This window comes from Actinobacillus porcitonsillarum, assembly GCF_003101015.1.
Taxonomy (GTDB): Bacteria; Pseudomonadota; Gammaproteobacteria; order Enterobacterales; family Pasteurellaceae; genus Haemophilus_A; species Haemophilus_A porcitonsillarum.
The window spans coordinates 621307-638255 of record NZ_CP029206.1 but is presented as its reverse complement, the minus strand read 5'-3'; the positions used below and the strand labels follow the sequence as shown (position 1 = coordinate 638255).

The 16949-nt window shown below is 41.7% G+C and carries 11 protein-coding genes, 2 tRNA genes, 3 rRNA genes and 1 pseudogene; 5 read left to right on the top strand and 12 right to left on the bottom strand.

The window, feature by feature from the left end:
* Positions 1-56: 56 nt before the first annotated feature.
* The 5 genes and pseudogenes from DDU33_RS03295 to DDU33_RS03275 all read left to right on the top strand — a co-directional run bounded on the left by DDU33_RS03295 (position 57) and on the right by DDU33_RS03275 (position 4706).
* Entirely contained in the window at positions 57-1379 is a 1323-nt protein-coding gene (locus DDU33_RS03295; RefSeq protein ID WP_108923139.1) for a deoxyguanosinetriphosphate triphosphohydrolase, read from the top strand.
* A 56-nt stretch (positions 1380-1435) separates the two neighbouring features.
* Positions 1436-2064, top strand: a pseudogene (locus DDU33_RS03290) (IS1595 family transposase).
* Between the two features lie 52 nt (positions 2065-2116).
* The gene (locus DDU33_RS03285; RefSeq protein WP_167390534.1) at positions 2117-2764 is read left to right on the top strand and encodes a hypothetical protein; all 648 of its coding nucleotides are present in this window, start codon (positions 2117-2119) and stop codon (positions 2762-2764) included.
* 216 nt (positions 2765-2980) lie between these two features.
* Positions 2981-4030, top strand: coding sequence for an L-asparaginase 2 (gene ansB / locus DDU33_RS03280; protein ID WP_005819231.1), 1050 nt, complete (start codon positions 2981-2983; stop codon positions 4028-4030).
* Positions 4031-4088: 58 nt separating this feature from the next.
* Complete coding sequence (locus DDU33_RS03275) at positions 4089-4706, top strand: HI_0552 family protein (protein WP_108923135.1); 618 nt, start codon at positions 4089-4091, stop codon at positions 4704-4706.
* A gap of 179 nt (positions 4707-4885) precedes the next feature.
* Here the strand turns inward: DDU33_RS03275 and rrf are convergent.
* The 12 genes from rrf to DDU33_RS03215 all read right to left on the bottom strand — a co-directional run bounded on the left by rrf (position 4886) and on the right by DDU33_RS03215 (position 16947).
* A 5S ribosomal RNA gene (gene rrf, locus DDU33_RS03270) occupies positions 4886-5001 on the bottom strand.
* Between the two features lie 158 nt (positions 5002-5159).
* Positions 5160-8054, bottom strand: a 23S ribosomal RNA gene (locus DDU33_RS03265).
* A 318-nt stretch (positions 8055-8372) separates the two neighbouring features.
* Positions 8373-8448: transfer RNA gene (locus DDU33_RS03260), tRNA-Ala, on the bottom strand.
* Between the two features lie 63 nt (positions 8449-8511).
* Positions 8512-8588: transfer RNA gene (locus tag DDU33_RS03255), tRNA-Ile, on the bottom strand.
* Positions 8589-8666: 78 nt separating this feature from the next.
* Positions 8667-10208: ribosomal RNA gene (locus tag DDU33_RS03250) — 16S ribosomal RNA — on the bottom strand.
* The 16S, 23S and 5S rRNA genes sit together here with 2 tRNA genes alongside, the layout of an rRNA operon.
* A gap of 345 nt (positions 10209-10553) precedes the next feature.
* Complete coding sequence (gene rbsK / locus DDU33_RS03245) at positions 10554-11486, bottom strand: ribokinase (RefSeq protein ID WP_108923133.1); 933 nt, start codon at positions 11484-11486, stop codon at positions 10554-10556.
* Positions 11487-11557: 71 nt separating this feature from the next.
* Positions 11558-12430 (bottom strand): ribose ABC transporter substrate-binding protein RbsB, encoded by an 873-nt coding sequence (rbsB, locus tag DDU33_RS03240; RefSeq protein ID WP_108923131.1) that lies wholly within the window; start codon positions 12428-12430, stop codon positions 11558-11560.
* A gap of 40 nt (positions 12431-12470) precedes the next feature.
* Positions 12471-13430: a ribose ABC transporter permease gene (rbsC, locus tag DDU33_RS03235; RefSeq protein WP_108923129.1), complete on the bottom strand. Its 960-nt coding sequence runs from the start codon at positions 13428-13430 to the stop codon at positions 12471-12473.
* Positions 13431-13441: 11 nt separating this feature from the next.
* Positions 13442-14941 carry a ribose ABC transporter ATP-binding protein RbsA gene (gene rbsA / locus DDU33_RS03230; RefSeq protein WP_108923127.1) on the bottom strand — a complete coding sequence of 500 codons (1500 nt, stop codon included), beginning with the start codon at positions 14939-14941 and terminating at the stop codon, positions 13442-13444.
* Positions 14942-14950: 9 nt separating this feature from the next.
* The gene (gene rbsD / locus DDU33_RS03225; protein ID WP_005818260.1) at positions 14951-15370 is read right to left on the bottom strand and encodes a D-ribose pyranase; all 420 of its coding nucleotides are present in this window, start codon (positions 15368-15370) and stop codon (positions 14951-14953) included.
* Positions 15371-15485: 115 nt separating this feature from the next.
* The gene (locus tag DDU33_RS03220) at positions 15486-16475 is read right to left on the bottom strand and encodes a substrate-binding domain-containing protein (protein ID WP_108923125.1); all 990 of its coding nucleotides are present in this window, start codon (positions 16473-16475) and stop codon (positions 15486-15488) included.
* Between the two features lie 52 nt (positions 16476-16527).
* On the bottom strand, positions 16528-16947 hold the full coding sequence (locus DDU33_RS03215; protein WP_005818258.1) for a F0F1 ATP synthase subunit epsilon: 420 nt from the start codon (positions 16945-16947) through the stop codon (positions 16528-16530).
* Positions 16948-16949 lie beyond the last annotated feature (2 nt).

Below are 16949 nucleotides of genomic sequence, written 5' to 3'. Positions count from 1 at the left end.
TGCTATATAATAAATAGTTATATAGCAATGAGTAATTCTAGAATTAGGAGAGTTTTATGTTCCAATGGGGAAATTTATTAAGTGAAAAAAGATTATCTAATAATAATAATTCTGCAAATTTCGATAGTGATTATAAAAGGATTATAACTAGCCCTGCCTTCAGAAGATTACAAGATAAAACTCAAGTATTTCCATTAGAAAGAAATGATTTTATTCATACGAGATTAACTCACTCTATTGAAGTTGCAATGATTGCCAGAGAGCTTGCAATTGATATTTGTACCTACAAAGAAGAATTAAAACCATATAAAGAAAAGATATGTCGCATAGTAGAAAGTGCTAGCTTATTACATGATATTGGTAATCCACCATTTGGTCATTTTGGTGAAGATATCATTAGAGAATGGTTTAAAAATAATCTTGATGAACATTTAAAAAAGAAAAATGAAAAATTTTCTCTTAAACCCGAACACTTTCAGGATCTAATTAATTTTGAGGGAAATGCTCAAGCATTACGCATAGTCACAAAATTACATAATTTTTCTGGGAATTATGGTATGAACTTAACCTATGCAACTTTAAATACAATGATTAAATATACTAGAAAATCTACTGAACCAAAAACTGGAAAATTAGTAGATAAAAAAATAGGATTCTTTTCTTCTGAACAAGATATTTTTGATCAAATCACTTCTGAAACATCCACTAAAAAAACAAGACATCCATTAACATTTATTTTAGAAGCTGCTGATGATATTGCATATCTTACAGATGATATTGAAGATGCTATAGAAAAGAATGTTGTAACATTTGAAGAATTTAAAGACTTCTTAAAAATACAAAAAGAAAATTATGATAAAAATAATGAAGGAAAGCATATTAGTGAAATAATTGATAATAAGAAAAACAATCCTAACTTATTCTTCTCAGATATACGTACAAAAATGATTAATGCCGCCAAATTCTCATTCACTAATAATTATGATAAAATTATGTTGGGGGGATTTGATCAAGATTTATTTTTTGGTACACATAGCGAGGGACTACATAAAGTATTAGATGAATTCGCTAAGAAAAAAATATTTTCTAACAAAGATATTTTAAAACTAGAAATAGCAGGGCATACTATACTAACATTTTTATTAGATAAATTTATTCCCGCAGTGATATTGCCAGAACCTAAATCAAAGTTAGATAAAAAATTATGGCAACTAATCGCAAAAAATCACTTGGCTGTATATGAAAAATTAAAAGACAATACTAAAGATGAAAGTGAGCTACTATATCATAGACTATTGATGGTAACTGATTTTATTTCAGGAATGACAGATAGCTATGCTCATGAATTATATTTAAGCCTATCAGGAAAGAATATTTAAGCTTTAATTTTATAATGGGGGCTGGTGTAGATTAGCTAGGATGCTAACCTACAAAAATGAAGATAACTCATTGTAAGTTAAAGAAATCTATACAGAAAAAGCTCCTTGAATTTTTTGTATTAGAAGTAACAGCTCGATCAGCGATAGATTTACTCGGTATTCAGCCCAATTCAGCTATCCTGTTTTACCGCAAAATCCGTGAGGTTATCATCTATCATTTAGCACTTGAAGCAGATGAAGTATTTGACGGGCAAACTGGGCTGGATGAAAGCGATTTCTGTGGACATCGTAATCATAAAGGAAAACGAGGTCGTGGAGCGGCAGGAAAAGTGGCTGTTTTTGGCAAAACGACGAGGAAAAGTGTTTACTGTGGTCGTCAATGATACGAAAACAAGAACGCTAATGCCTGTTATCGCAAAAAATCAAGCCTGACAGCCGGGTTTATACCGATACTTATCGGAGCTATGATGCTCTTGATGTAAGTGAATTTCACCACGAACGCATTAACCATGAGGAGTTGTTTGTGGTGGAACAAAATCACATCAACGGCAAGCGGATACTCCGAAAATATAATGGAATTGACCGAAAAAGTTTTCCTTTATTCTTGAAGGAATGTGAATTTCGGTTTAACTTTGGGACACCAAAAGAGCAACTTAAAACGTTGAGAAAATGGTGTAGAATTTAGGGCTAATCTACTTCATCCCCAAATCTTATCTAAAATACTTCTTCTTAGCAGTGTGTTTTTAACGGCTTGCACCTCAACACAGGAAAATAAATTTCAGCGATCTTATGATGAACAGATTTTAGCGGCGGGAATTATCGGTGATAAATTAGTTGTTTTAGGTAAAACCTATGACTATGAATTGGAAGGTCAAGATAATATTGCTGCCTTTTCTACGATATTAAGTTTTGAAAAAAACTATCATAAGCGACTGTCGGACCGTTATCCTGAAATTGAGATCGAAAAAGAACATAAAAATGATAAACCAGCGGTTAGTTTTATTTATCGTGTGGTTATGCCGGCAAATAAATTATCAAAAAAAGAGCAACAGCAACTTTTAGCTGTGGATAAAATCCGCAATGAAGCACCGTTCCGAATTGGGCGTGAGAATAATGAGCCTTCTGATGCTTTATATGCGTGGGCGTTGTTAGATGGTGGGAGGGTAATTTCTGTGAGTAATCGAAATGAGTTAATCCAAAAGCTTAAATTTAGCCAACCGTTCAACATTGCAAAAGCCAATCAAGAGGTCTGGATTACCCAAACACGTCAAACGAATTCAGGAAAAGTATTGGAAGCCGTTGTTACAGAACCACTTTCAATTATTTTTCTTCCCATCGCCTTAATTGGTCAGATTCCTTTATTGCTTTTATCCGTTGGGAATTAATACCAAAGAGAGCTTTTCTAAGGAGCAAATAGCAACATTTGCTCCTATTCCCTAAAATGCCTTCAAAATAGCAACAAGCGGTCAAATAAATCTTTTTTCTTGTAAATTATTTCCTCCTCTGAGCTAGATCAAATTCGGTAAATTTAGGCTCTTACCTTCTTTACTTATTGAAAGGATAATAGCGCATTCCTATTAACTTATCCGAAGAGGTACTCTATGAAACTCAAAAAATTAGCCGCTTTAACCCTGTTAGGTTTAGGTATTTCAACAGGTTACGCCGCCGAATTGCCTGATATTACTATCTTAGCAACTGGCGGCACTATCGCAGGAAGTGGTAAAAGCTCCGTTGATTCTGCTTACAAAGCAGGTCAATTAACCATTCAAACGTTAATTGAAGCAGTGCCTGAAATGAATAATCTCGCCAAAATTAAAGGCGAGCAAGTTGTTAAAATTGGCTCTCAAGATATGAGTGATGATGTTTGGTTAAAATTAGCGAAAACCATCAATAGCCAGTGTAAAGAAACCGATGGCTTTGTGATTACTCACGGTACAGATACAATGGAAGAAACCGCTTATTTCTTAGATATGACGGTAAAATGTGAGAAACCTGTTGTATTGGTGGGTGCAATGCGTCCTGCAACAGAAAAAAGTGCTGATGGTCCGCTTAACCTATATAACGCCGTCGTTGTTGCAACAAGTAAAGCCTCTGCCGGACGAGGTGTGTTAGTCGCAATGAATGGCACAGTATTGGGGGCAAGAGATGTGACCAAAACGAGTACAACTGCAGTTCAAACCTTTACCTCTCCAAACTTTGGTTCGTTAGGCTACATTCATAATAGTAAAGTCGATTATGAACGCTCTCCTGAAAGTAAGCATACAACAAACACGCCTTTCAATGTTGATAATCTCAATGAACTGCCAAAAGTTGGGATCATTTATGCTTATTCAAATATGCCAACAGAACCACTTAAAGCACTACTTGATGCAGGTTATCAAGGAATTGTGGTAGCCGGCGTTGGAAACGGCAATATGAATGCAGCGAATTTAGCGTTACTAGAACAAGCAGCAAAACAAGGTGTTGCCGTTGTGCGTTCTTCTCGCGTACCAACAGGATATACCACTCGAGATGCAGAAGTTGATGACAGTAAATATGGTTTCAGTGCTTCTGGTACACTAAATCCACAAAAAGCACGAGTACTTTTACAGCTTGCTTTAACACAAACCAAAGACCCTGCTAAAATTCAGCAATTCTTTGAAGACTTTTAATAAATCACTTTAGGGGGGTTAATACACCCCTTATTTAATTTATACACTTAGAATTATTATGCTCACATCAGAATCCTGCTCACTCTTTGATATCCCTTTCTTTCAATTTTCTCAAATGAAGAAATATTGCCCTGAAGATATTCCTCATATTAAGTCTGAGTATAAAAAACATTGGGAAATATGGAAAAAACTAAACCTTGATGTGTATCAGAAATTAGGTTTTCCATTTGCTGAACCACATATTGAAAAATGGTGTAATGGTTGGCAAGTCCGGGCGCATTTCTTTGCTTATTATAAATATGAATTTCATCAAAATTCGGCTGCCATTTTATCTGTGATCTTAAATCGTCGACGTTTATCTGTTAGCTTAGATTGGCATTGTTACAGAGCAGATCGCTCACAAATTAATGTTAGCCAATATAATCAATGGCTATCGCTTTTAGATAAAGAAAAACATGGGGATTTTGATATTTGGCGAGGCACTGAAAGTGAATATGCTGATTTTTCTAAAATAAAAGAGATTTCTTTAGACTCTCTTATTTTAGAAAATAAAGAGGATTTTTTCTGTATTGGAAAAAATATAGAGAAAGAAGAATTAGATAAAATAGATGTAGCTGAATTTATTTGTCAAACTATTCGAGAATTATTACCGCTTTATGAAGCTTGTCATTTATAGCCTAATCAAGCGGTAGGATTTGCATATCTTTTTGCAAATCCTATCGCTTATTCTTTTCCTTTGGATAGATATAGCGTAAACCCTATTCCAAAACACGAAAGTCAAAAAACAGTTTCAACACAGAATATAAAAAAGCAAAAACCCCAAGCCTATCTCTAAGCTCAGGGTTCCTTAATTCAATCCGGCGATGCCCTACTCTCACATGGGGAAACCCCACACTACCATCGGCGTTACGGCATTTTACTTCTGAGTTCGGAATGGAGTCAGGTAGAACTACCGCACTATGGTCGCCAGAATATCCGGTCGATGATTGTTATCTCTTTTCTTTTGTTCTTTCTTTAATCTTAATTCGAAACAAGCTGTCTGAGTATCTTTATTCGTTTTTTGTTTAGTTCGTTTAAGCTTTTCGCTTATCAACTCTCTCACGTTCCTTCCAAAAACGCTTGAGGTTGTATAGTTAAGCCTCTCGGGCAATTAGTACACGTTAGCTCAATGTATCACTACACTTACACACCATGCCTATCTACGTCGTAGTCTCCAACAACCCTTACAGTCTTATAGACTGGGAGAACTCATCTCAAGGCAAGTTTCGTGCTTAGATGCTTTCAGCACTTATCTCTTCCGCATGTAGCTACCCGGCAATGCGTCTGGCGACACAACCGGAACACCAGGGATGCGTCCACTCCGGTCCTCTCGTACTAGGAGCAGCCCCTTTCAATTCTCCAACGCCCACGGCAGATAGGGACCGAACTGTCTCACGACGTTCTAAACCCAGCTCGCGTACCACTTTAAATGGCGAACAGCCATACCCTTGGGACCTACTTCAGCCCCAGGATGTGATGAGCCGACATCGAGGTGCCAAACACCGCCGTCGATATGAACTCTTGGGCGGTATCAGCCTGTTATCCCCGGAGTACCTTTTATCCGTTGAGCGATGGCCCTTCCATTCAGAACCACCGGATCACTATGACCTGCTTTCGCACCTGCTCGACTTGTCTGTCTCGCAGTTAAGCTTGCTTCTACCATTGCACTAACCTCACGATGTCCGACCGTGATTAGCAAACCTTCGTGCTCCTCCGTTACTCTTTGGGAGGAGACCGCCCCAGTCAAACTACCCACCAGACACTGTCCGAACACCCGATTAGGGCGCCTCGTTAGAACATCAAACGTTAAAGGGTGGTATTTCAAGGACGCCTCCACAATCACTGGCGTGACTGCTTCTAAGGCTCCCACCTATCCTACACATCAAAATTCAATGTTCAGTGTCAAGCTATAGTAAAGGTTCACGGGGTCTTTCCGTCTAGCCGCGGGTACACCGCATCTTCACGGCGATTTCAATTTCACTGAGTCTCGGGTGGAGACAGCCTGGCCATCATTATGCCATTCGTGCAGGTCGGAACTTACCCGACAAGGAATTTCGCTACCTTAGGACCGTTATAGTTACGGCCGCCGTTTACTGGGGCTTCGATCAGGAGCTTCTCTTTCGATAACACCATCAATTAACCTTCCAGCACCGGGCAGGCATCACACCCTATACGTCCACTTTCGTGTTTGCAGAGTGCTGTGTTTTTAATAAACAGTTGCAGCCAGCTGGTATCTTCGACCGGTTCAACCTTCATCCGCGAGGGATTACAATCTACGCCGGCGCACCTTCTCCCGAAGTTACGGTGCTATTTTGCCTAGTTCCTTCACCCGAGTTCTCTCAAGCGCCTGAGTATTCTCTACCTGACCACCTGTGTCGGTTTTCAGTACGGTTTAGATAAACCTGAAGCTTAGTGGCTTTTCCTGGAAGCGTGGTATCAGTTACTTCATCTCCGTAGAGACTCGTCATCACTTCTCGGTGTTAAGGAAGTCCGGATTTGCCTAAACTTCCCACCTACCGGCTTAAACAGACATCCAACAGTCTGCTAACCTAACCTTCTCCGTCCCCACATCGCAGTTTATCCAAGTACGGGAATATTAACCCGTTTCCCATCGACTACGCTTTTCAGCCTCGCCTTAGGGGCCGACTCACCCTGCCCCGATTAACGTTGGACAGGAACCCTTGGTCTTCCGGCGAACGAGTTTTTCACTCGTTTTATCGTTACTTATGTCAGCATTCGCACTTCTGATACGTCCAGCAAACCTCTCGATTCACCTTCATCCGCTTACAGAACGCTCCCCTACCCAACAGTCTTTCGACTGATGCCGCAGCTTCGGTGCTATATTTTAGCCCCGTTACATCTTCCGCGCAGGCCGACTCGACTAGTGAGCTATTACGCTTTCTTTAAATGGTGGCTGCTTCTAAGCCAACATCCTAGCTGTCTAAGCCTTCCCACTTCGTTTCCCACTTAATATAGACTTTGGGACCTTAGCTGGCGGTCTGGGTTGTTTCCCTCTCCACGATGGACGTTAGCACCCACCGTGTGTCTCCTGAGTATCACTCTTCGGTATTCGCAGTTTGCATCGGGTTGGTAATCCGGGATGGACCCCTAGCCGAAACAGTGCTCTACCCCCGAAGGTGTCCGCTCAAGGCTCTACCTAAATAGATTTCGGGGAGAACCAGCTATCTCCCGGTTTGATTGGCCTTTCACCCCCAGCCACAAGTCATCCGCTAATTTTTCAACATTAGTCGGTTCGGTCCTCCAATTAGTGTTACCCAATCTTCAACCTGCCCATGGCTAGATCACCGGGTTTCGGGTCTATACCTTGCAACTCAACGCCCAGTTAAGACTCGGTTTCCCTTCGGCTCCCTTATTCAGTTAACCTCGCTACAAAATATAAGTCGCTGACCCATTATACAAAAGGTACGCAGTCACCCTTTTGGGCTCCCACTGCTTGTACGTACACGGTTTCAGGTTCTATTTCACTCCCCTCACTGGGGTTCTTTTCGCCTTTCCTTCACAGTACTGGTTCACTATCGGTCAATCAGGAGTATTTAGCCTTGGAGGATGGTCCCCCCATCTTCAAACAGGATTTCTCGTGTCCCGCCCTACTTGTCGTCAGCTTAGTACCACAATAATGTTTTCGAGTACGGGGCTATCACCCTTTATTGCTGAGCTTCCCAACTCATTCCTCTAACAAAACTGCTATTACTGACAGGCTCTTCCACTTTCGCTCGCCACTACTCACGGAATCTCGGTTGATTTCTTTTCCTCGGGGTACTTAGATGTTTCAGTTCTCCCGGTTTGCCTCACTTGCCTATGTATTCAACAAGTGATAGTAGATTCTTCATCTACTGGGTTTCCCCATTCGGACATCTTGGATTAAACGCCTCTTATCGACTCATCCAAGCTTATCGCAGATTAGCACGTCCTTCATCGCCTCTGATTGCCAAGGCATCCACCGTGTACGCTTAGTCACTTAACCATACAACCTCAAACATTTTTACTTTCTTTATCTTAAAGAAAGATAAGACATTCGAGACTGATATTAACTACTAAACACTTAACTGCTTTTGTTCAGTTAAGATTTTTTACTACTCAGACTTTTCTTATTTATCAGCAGAATCATTTGCTTATTCATCGCTGACTTGAAAAATCTCTCAGTTTTTCAGCTTGTTTCCAATTTTTTAAAGAACAAAAAGACAATTTCCTTTCGGATAATCATCATATTTAAATGAATAAACGGTCAATTCTTGCTTTCACTTTGCATGCTATCTTTGCCTATTCGCTTAAATATGATGATTGGTGGAGATAAGCGGGATCGAACCGCTGACCTCCTGCGTGCAAGGCAGGCGCTCTCCCAGCTGAGCTATATCCCCAATTCATCACATCTCTCTTAGTTTTCACTCATCTTTGCTCAATATCACTATCTCACATTCGAGTGGTGGGTCTGAGTGGACTTGAACCACCGACCTCACCCTTATCAGGGGTGCGCTCTAACCACCTGAGCTACAGACCCAAAAGGATGTTTCGTTCTCTTTCTTGTCTACTTCCTATCAAACAATCTGTGTGAACACTTGCAGTCGCTTCATTTTGGTAAGGAGGTGATCCAACCGCAGGTTCCCCTACGGTTACCTTGTTACGACTTCACCCCAGTCATGAATCATACCGTGGTAAACGCCCCCGTTTCCGTTAAGCTATCTACTTCTGGTACAACCCACTCCCATGGTGTGACGGGCGGTGTGTACAAGGCCCGGGAACGTATTCACCGCAACATTCTGATTTGCGATTACTAGCGATTCCGACTTCATGGAGTCGAGTTGCAGACTCCAATCCGGACTTAGACGTACTTTGTGAGATTTGCTCCATGTCGCCATATTGCTTCCCTCTGTATACGCCATTGTAGCACGTGTGTAGCCCTACTCGTAAGGGCCATGATGACTTGACGTCATCCCCACCTTCCTCCAGTTTATCACTGGCAGTCTCCTTTGAGTTCCCGGCCGAACCGCTGGCAACAAAGGATAAGGGTTGCGCTCGTTGCGGGACTTAACCCAACATTTCACAACACGAGCTGACGACAGCCATGCAGCACCTGTCTCAAAGTTCCCGAAGGCACAAACTCATCTCTGAGTTCTTCTTTGGATGTCAAGAGTAGGTAAGGTTCTTCGCGTTGCATCGAATTAAACCACATGCTCCACCGCTTGTGCGGGCCCCCGTCAATTCATTTGAGTTTTAACCTTGCGGCCGTACTCCCCAGGCGGTCGATTTATCACGTTAGCTACGGGCACCAAGCTTAAAGCCCAATCCCCAAATCGACAGCGTTTACAGCGTGGACTACCAGGGTATCTAATCCTGTTTGCTCCCCACGCTTTCGCACATGAGCGTCAGTATATTCCCAAGGGGCTGCCTTCGCCTTCGGTATTCCTCCACATCTCTACGCATTTCACCGCTACACGTGGAATTCTACCCCTCCCTAAAATACTCTAGCGACCCAGTATGAAATGCAATTCCCAGGTTAAGCCCGGGGCTTTCACATCTCACTTAAGTCACCGCCTGCGTGCCCTTTACGCCCAGTCATTCCGATTAACGCTCGCACCCTCCGTATTACCGCGGCTGCTGGCACGGAGTTAGCCGGTGCTTCTTCTGTGACTAACGTCAATCAAGTAAGCTATTAACTTACCTGCCTTCCTCATCACCGAAAGAACTTTACAACCCGAAGGCCTTCTTCATTCACGCGGCATGGCTGCATCAGGGTTCCCCCCATTGTGCAATATTCCCCACTGCTGCCTCCCGTAGGAGTCTGGACCGTGTCTCAGTTCCAGTGTGGCTGGTCATCCTCTCAGACCAGCTAGAGATCGTCGGCTTGGTAGGCCTTTACCCCACCAACTACCTAATCCCACTTGGGCTCATCTTATGGCAGGTGGCCCGAAAGTCCCACCCTTTAATCCGAAGATATTACGCGGTATTAGCTACAGTTTCCCGTAGTTATCCCCCTCCATAAGCCAGATTCCCAAGCATTACTCACCCGTCCGCCACTCGTCAGCAAAGAAAGCAAGCTTTCTTCCTGTTACCGTTCGACTTGCATGTGTTAAGCCTGCCGCCAGCGTTCAATCTGAGCCATGATCAAACTCTTCAATTCAAAAAGTTTAATCGCTCAATAAACTGCTTAGCTAAAGTTTACATATTACTTTTAAGTAAAAATGAATTTCTAGTTTAAGCACCTATTAAGACTTCAAAATTAAATAATATTTTCAAATAAAGTCAATCAACAAGTGCCCACACAGATTGTCTGATAAGTTGTTAAAGAACAAAAAATAACGACGCACTGCTAATCAATTTAACTTACTCACAACAGTGCGTCGTTGTGTGTGGTGCATTATAGGGATTTTCGAAACTTACGCAAGTCTTTTTTGTAAAAAATTTAAAAAAAATAACTGCTTGTTGTTTTTTGATTCAAAAAGATTATTTTGAACTCTAAGTCAGGTTATTTTTCAACAGAAGAATTATTTAAAAACTGTTCGACTTCTTTTCTGTTAGGAATCGCTGTCTGCGCCCCCATTCGAGTAACCGAAATCGCTGCAGCAGCATGTGCAAAACGAATCGCATCTTTAGCTGATTTTCCTTCCAATAATGCCGTCACAAAAGCGCCGTTAAAGGTATCGCCTGCGGCTGTTGTATCTACTGCATCAACTCGGAAACCCGGAATAATTTCGCCTTGCCCTTTTTCACTGTAATACACGCCTTTTGAACCTAGGGTAATCAATACCGTTTCGATCCCTAGTTGATGAAAATGGTTTGCTGCTACTGCTGCAGTTTGCTCATCGGTCACTTTAATCCCTGTCAGTATTTCCGCTTCCGTTTCATTCGGGGTGATAATGTCAATGTGTGATAACAAACTATCCGGTAAAGGTTGAGCCGGTGCGGGGTTTAACACCACTTTTACCCCGGCTGATTTTGCAAATTTTGTCGCTAAAGTGACCGCTTGTAACGGGCTTTCTAACTGCATCAGCAAAATATCAGCTTGTTCTATCTGTGATTTATGTTGTTCAACTAAGGATTCGGAAAGATCCGCATTTGCCCCAGCGGAAATAACTATGCTATTTTCACCCGAATCGGCGACTTGAATCATCGCCAAGCCCGTTGATTGATTTGGGATTACACTGATTGCTGAAGTATCAATGCCATCTTGCTCAAAGGCTTGCTTCATCGTTTGTCCGATTTGATCATCGCCAATCGCACCGATAAAGCTGACTTTCGCTCCAACACGAGCTGCAGCAACCGCTTGATTTGCCCCTTTTCCGCCATAGGCAATTTGATAGCCATAACCCGTTAAGGTTTCACCCGCTTTGGGGAAATAAGGTACTCGAATCACGTGATCGACATTGATACTACCGAGAACACAAAGTTTGTTTTTCATTTTGACCACCTGCTAAAAACAAGCGGTCAGATTTTGCAAATTTTTTGCTAAAAGTGACCGCTTGTTTAAGATTATTTCGTTACAACTTTTAACGGAACAGGAATTTGTGCTTCAACTTTTTCACCTTTCAACACTTTATCCGCCGCTTCTACCCCTAACTCACCGATTTTTTCTGGTTGTTGAGCGATAGTTGCAGCAAGTTGTCCACCATTAACGGCTTTTACCGCATCATCCGTACCATCAAAACCAACCACTAAGATATTTTTACCCGATGCTTTGATCGCCCGTAAAGCCCCTAATGCCATTTCATCATTTTGAGCAAATACCGCTTTGGCAGAACCGTGGCTGGCAAGTAAGTTTTCCATGACATTTAAACCTTTAGTACGGTCGAAATCCGCCGGTTGGCTGGCAAGCAGTTCAAATTGGTTGGTTTCTACCGCTTGTTTAAAACCTTCACCGCGTTCACGAGCCGCGGAAGTGCCCGCAATACCTTCCAATTGAATCACTTTGGCATTTTTACCGACTTTTTCAGCGATAAAATCCCCCGCCATTTTTCCGCCTGCCACGTTATCAGAGGTAATATGACTCACGACATTACCTTTATTGGCGCCACGGTCTAAGGTGATCACCGGAATATTTTTCTTATTGGCTACCGCAACGGCTGTGCCTACCGCTTCAGAATCGGTTGGGTTGATCAATAACACTTTTGCACCACGTACCGTCACATCTTCGACGTTGGATAGCTCTTTAGCCGGGTCATTTTGTGAATCCAACACAACTAAGTTATAGCCTAATTCTTTGGCTTTCTTCTCTGCGCCTTCTTTTAAGGTCACAAAGAACGGATTATCTAAGGTTGAAATTGCCAGTGCGATAGTTTCCTTTGCCATTGCTGATGTGCTGAATGCTAAACCTAATGCAATCGCTAATGAAGTTAATTTTTTCATAAAAATCTCCTATGTAATGAAGAATAATGTCTTAGAACAACTAGACTTTTTTACGACCAATGAAGTTATCTAAGATAACCGCAGCTAAGATTACCAGTGCTTTCGCAACCAGTTGATAGTAAGAGTCAATGTCTAATAAATTCAAGGCATTGCTCAAGAAACCGATAATTAATGCACCGATTAATGTGCCGATAATACGACCTTTACCGCCCATAAGACTGGTGCCACCGACTACAACAGCCGCTATCGCATCTAATTCATAACCTGTTCCTGCCGTAGGTTGAGCGGAACCTAATCGAGACGTAACAATTAAACCAGCAAGGGCAGCAAGTACACCACTGACCGCAAATACAAAGAGTTTCACTTTATTTACATTAATGCCTGAAAGGGCGGTTGCTGATTCATTTCCCCCTAAAGCATAAATATAGCGTCCCATACGCGTCTGCGTGAGAACAAACCAACCTAACGCAAACAAGATGAACATTAGCCAAACTGGAACCGGAATACCGAGCCAAATCCCCGTACCGATTTCGGCGAAGGCATCGGCATTATCGGAAAAACCGGTGCTAATCGGGCGACCGCCCATATAAATCATGGTCACGCCGCGTAATAACAGCATCGTAATCAAGGTTGCCATAAAGGCCTGTACTTTACCGAACGCCACCAGTGATCCGTTCAACAAGCCGATCAGTCCGCCAAAAATCAGTACGGAAGGAATCACCACATAAACCGGTAAATCCATGCCGACTAACGTTGCGGCTACCGCACCGGTCAGTGCCAATACCGAACCGACCGATAAATCAATGCCGGCAATCAAAATCACAAAGGTCATGCCAATCGCAATAATGGCGTTCACCGAAGTTTGACGCAGAATGTTAAGCAAGTTATCCGTGGTAAAAAAATCCGGATTTAAAAATGACACCACAACAATCAACGTGATTAACGCGATAATCGACCGTTGGTCGATTAAAAATTTAGTGAGATTAAACGATTTATTCATTTGCAAATTTCCTATGAGATCTGACCGCTTGTTTTACCGATTGCCGCCGCCAATAATTTCTCTTGCGTCGCTTCTTGACGGCTAAATTCACCACTGATTCGTCCTTCCCGCATCACTAAAATACGATCGGACATTCCCAACACTTCCGGCATATCGGACGACACTAAAATGATACTAAGCCCTTCCGCTTTAAATTTATTGATCAGTTGATAGATTTCTTTTTTTGCCCCGACATCGACACCTCGGGTCGGCTCATCTAAAATCAGCACATTCGGACGGGTCATTAAGCCTTTGGCAATCGCCACTTTTTGCTGATTTCCGCCGGAAAGTTCTCCGATAATTTTTTCGGCATTGGGGGTTTTGATATTAAACAGCTCAATAAAATCCGTGACGACCATATTCTCTCGAACTTTATCAATTCGTCCGTAGCGGGAAAATTGCTCTAATGCGGTCAACGACATATTCTCTTTCACCGACATACCTAGCACTAAACCGTCACCCTTGCGGTCTTCGGAAATATAGACAATGCCGTTATCTAATCCATTTTGAGCAGTCTGGTTATGAATGTCTTTGCCATCTAATTTGACTGAACCCGATGTACGAGGCAATGCCCCGTAAAGCACTTTCATCAACTCGGTTCTACCGGCGCCCATTAACCCTGAAACGCCGAGAATTTCGCCTTTTTTCAGGTTGAATGAGATTTGATGAACACCGCTTCCCGTCAAATTATTGACTTCAAGGCGCACAGAGCCTTGATCGGTGTCGATATGCGGATATTGTTCTTCCAATTTTCGTCCGACCATCATTTCAATTAACTGATCTTCGTTTAAATCAGCAACGGCTTTTTCACCAATAAATTGCCCGTCACGCAAAACAGTCACATCATCACAAATTTGGAAAATTTCTTTAATACGGTGGGAAATATAGACAATGCCACGACCTTCCGCTTTCAACTCACGAATTACCGCAAACAGCGCTTCGGTTTCCGTATCCGTCAGCGCATCCGTCGGCTCATCCATCACAATCACTTTGGATTCAAAGCTCAAGGCTTTCGCAATTTCTACCATTTGTCGTTCACCGATGGAAAGCTCGCCAGCGGGTAAACGGCTAGAGTGGGTGACACCGAGTCGGGCTAACAAGCGGTCGGATTCCGCATACATTTTACGCCAATCAATACCGCCCCAAGGGTGCGTAAATTCACGACCAAGAAAGATATTTTCGGCAATCGACAAGTTTCCCAAAATATTCAGCTCTTGGTGAATAATGCTTAATCCGGCTTCTTGAGAGGCCTTCGGATTGGCAAATGTCACCGCTTGTCCCAAATATTCAATCGTGCCGGCATCACGTTGATAAATTCCGGTGAGAATTTTCATTAAGGTGGATTTACCCGCCCCATTCTCACCCATTAACGCCATCGCTCTACCAGCATAGACATTCAAGCAAGCATTTTTAAGCGCCTGAACACCTGGAAAGGCTTTATCTATTCCGCTAATTTTGAGTAAGGTTTTCATCATATCCACCTAAAACGGTACGCCCGAATAGAGAATAACATTGGCATACGGACTGCATTCTCCCGTTCTGACGACAGCTTTGGCATGATTGCTTTGCTGTTTAAAGTCCTGATGAGGCACGTAGAGAATATCAATAGGCTTATTTTGGTGTTGAGCGGTTTGATTAATGAGAGCTAATAATTGTTGTTCAATGTGAGGGTTATGTATTTTGATTTCTTCCGCTAATAGAATTTTTTCAATAAAGAGTTCGCTTAATACCGCTTGTAAAGTCGAAAGAAAGTCCGGAATACCTTGCGTTAAGGCTAGATCAATACAGTGCTGTTCGGCGGGAATCGGCAAACCCGCATCACAAATGGTTAATCCGTCAGTATGTCCCATTGTGGCAATCACATGAGAAAGTTGAGCATTTAAGATTGTTGTCTTTTTCATTACCAAACCGTCCTTTTAAAACCATCGAAACGTTTCGATAACTAAAAGATAGACAAAAAATAATAAAAAAACAACTAAGTTAGTTTAAAAATGTGAAGTACTTCAAAAAATAGGTTTAAAAAGATTCTCGTATAATTAATTCAGGGGTAAGTTTTATCGTTTCTATTTCAGTTTGTGGCTGGTGAATACGCAGAATTAATTTCTCAACCGCGGCTTTAGCTAATCGAGCTTTGGGTTGATGAATGGTGGAAAGTGGAGGATAAAGATATTGAGCAAGTTCAATATTATCGTAGCCGATAATCGCAATATCTTGTGGAATACGTAATCCTGCGCGTTGAATTACTTGATACGCACCAATAGCAATACTGTCACTCATTGCAAAAACAGCCTTAGGGCGTGAAGGTAAAACTAATAATTTTGTCATTGCTTCAATCCCCCCATCATAATGGAAATGGCTTTCAATAATCCATTCAGGACGAATTGGTAAATGGTTCTCTGAAAAAGCCCGCTTGTATCCTTCCAGGCGATTAACTGCTAATGGCTTACTCAATTCGCCCGTAATTACCGCAATATCACGATAACCAGCATCTATTAGTGCTTTTGTTGCAAGATACCCACCTAATTCTGAATTTTCATGAATAATATCAGCATAAATTGACTGTTGCCACCAGTCAATAACAACCATTGGCAGTGTTAAATTTGTAATAACACTTAAGTCAAAATTTTGGGGTTCCGCACACATCAGCAACAAACCATCAACTTGCTTCAATAGTAATCGCTCTAGATGTTGCTGTAAATTTTGGCTATTGCCGTCAGTATTGACCAGAATTAGATGATAATGATGGCGTTCACAATAACGTTCTACATGACGAACGACTTCAGCAAAAAAAGGGTTGTTACTTGTGGTAACAATCATTCCTATTGTATTAGTTTCCTTGAGCTTCAAACTTCTTGCTACCAATGAAGGACGATAATTTAGCTCCTCAATGACTTTTTTTACTCTTAAAGTAATTTCTTCACTTACAAAGCGTGAATTATTTACTACGTGAGAAACCGTTGAAAGCGAGACTCCTGCTATACTCGCAATATCTTTCATTGTTGCCACTATATTTCCTTGCTCATAGAAAAGCCTCAGCAAATGACTGAGGCTTTTTATATTATCGTCTTGTTGCCAACTTCGAGTTCACAATTTCATAAACCCTTAGTTTTGCAATCTCACGAGAAAGTTTTGCAGAAAGTTCTGCATTATTTGTTTTACTTAATGTCTCTTCAGCTTTACGTTTTGCCGCAAGAATTCGTTGTTGATCTAACTCTTCGCCACGAATTGCGACATCAGCTAGCACCGTTACGATTGTCGGTTGTACTTCTAAGAAGCCTCCCGATACATAAATAAACTCTTCACGACCATCTTGTAGGGTATATTTTACCATTCCGGGTTTAATGGATGTTAATAATGGCGTGTGTCCTGCATAAACACCAAGCTCACCATCAACACCGGTTACTCGAACGCTAACAACGCTACCGCTAAAGATTTTTTCTTCTGCACTTACGATATTAAGCTCAAATTGAGATGCCATTT

Excerpts from the sequence above, each read along its gene's own strand:
- DDU33_RS03295 (WP_108923139.1), top strand. The coding sequence starts at position 57 with ATGTTCCAATGGGGAAATTTATTAAGTGAAAAAAGATTATCTAATAAT.
- ansB (WP_005819231.1), top strand. The coding sequence starts at position 2,981 with ATGAAACTCAAAAAATTAGCCGCTTTAACCCTGTTAGGTTTAGGTATT.
- DDU33_RS03275 (WP_108923135.1), top strand. The coding sequence starts at position 4,089 with ATGCTCACATCAGAATCCTGCTCACTCTTTGATATCCCTTTCTTTCAA.
- rbsK (WP_108923133.1), bottom strand. The coding sequence starts at position 11,486 with ATGAAAAACAAACTTTGTGTTCTCGGTAGTATCAATGTCGATCACGTG.
- rbsB (WP_108923131.1), bottom strand. The coding sequence starts at position 12,430 with ATGAAAAAATTAACTTCATTAGCGATTGCATTAGGTTTAGCATTCAGC.
- rbsC (WP_108923129.1), bottom strand. The coding sequence starts at position 13,430 with ATGAATAAATCGTTTAATCTCACTAAATTTTTAATCGACCAACGGTCG.
- rbsA (WP_108923127.1), bottom strand. The coding sequence starts at position 14,941 with ATGAAAACCTTACTCAAAATTAGCGGAATAGATAAAGCCTTTCCAGGT.
- rbsD (WP_005818260.1), bottom strand. The coding sequence starts at position 15,370 with ATGAAAAAGACAACAATCTTAAATGCTCAACTTTCTCATGTGATTGCC.
- DDU33_RS03215 (WP_005818258.1), bottom strand. The coding sequence starts at position 16,947 with ATGGCATCTCAATTTGAGCTTAATATCGTAAGTGCAGAAGAAAAAATC.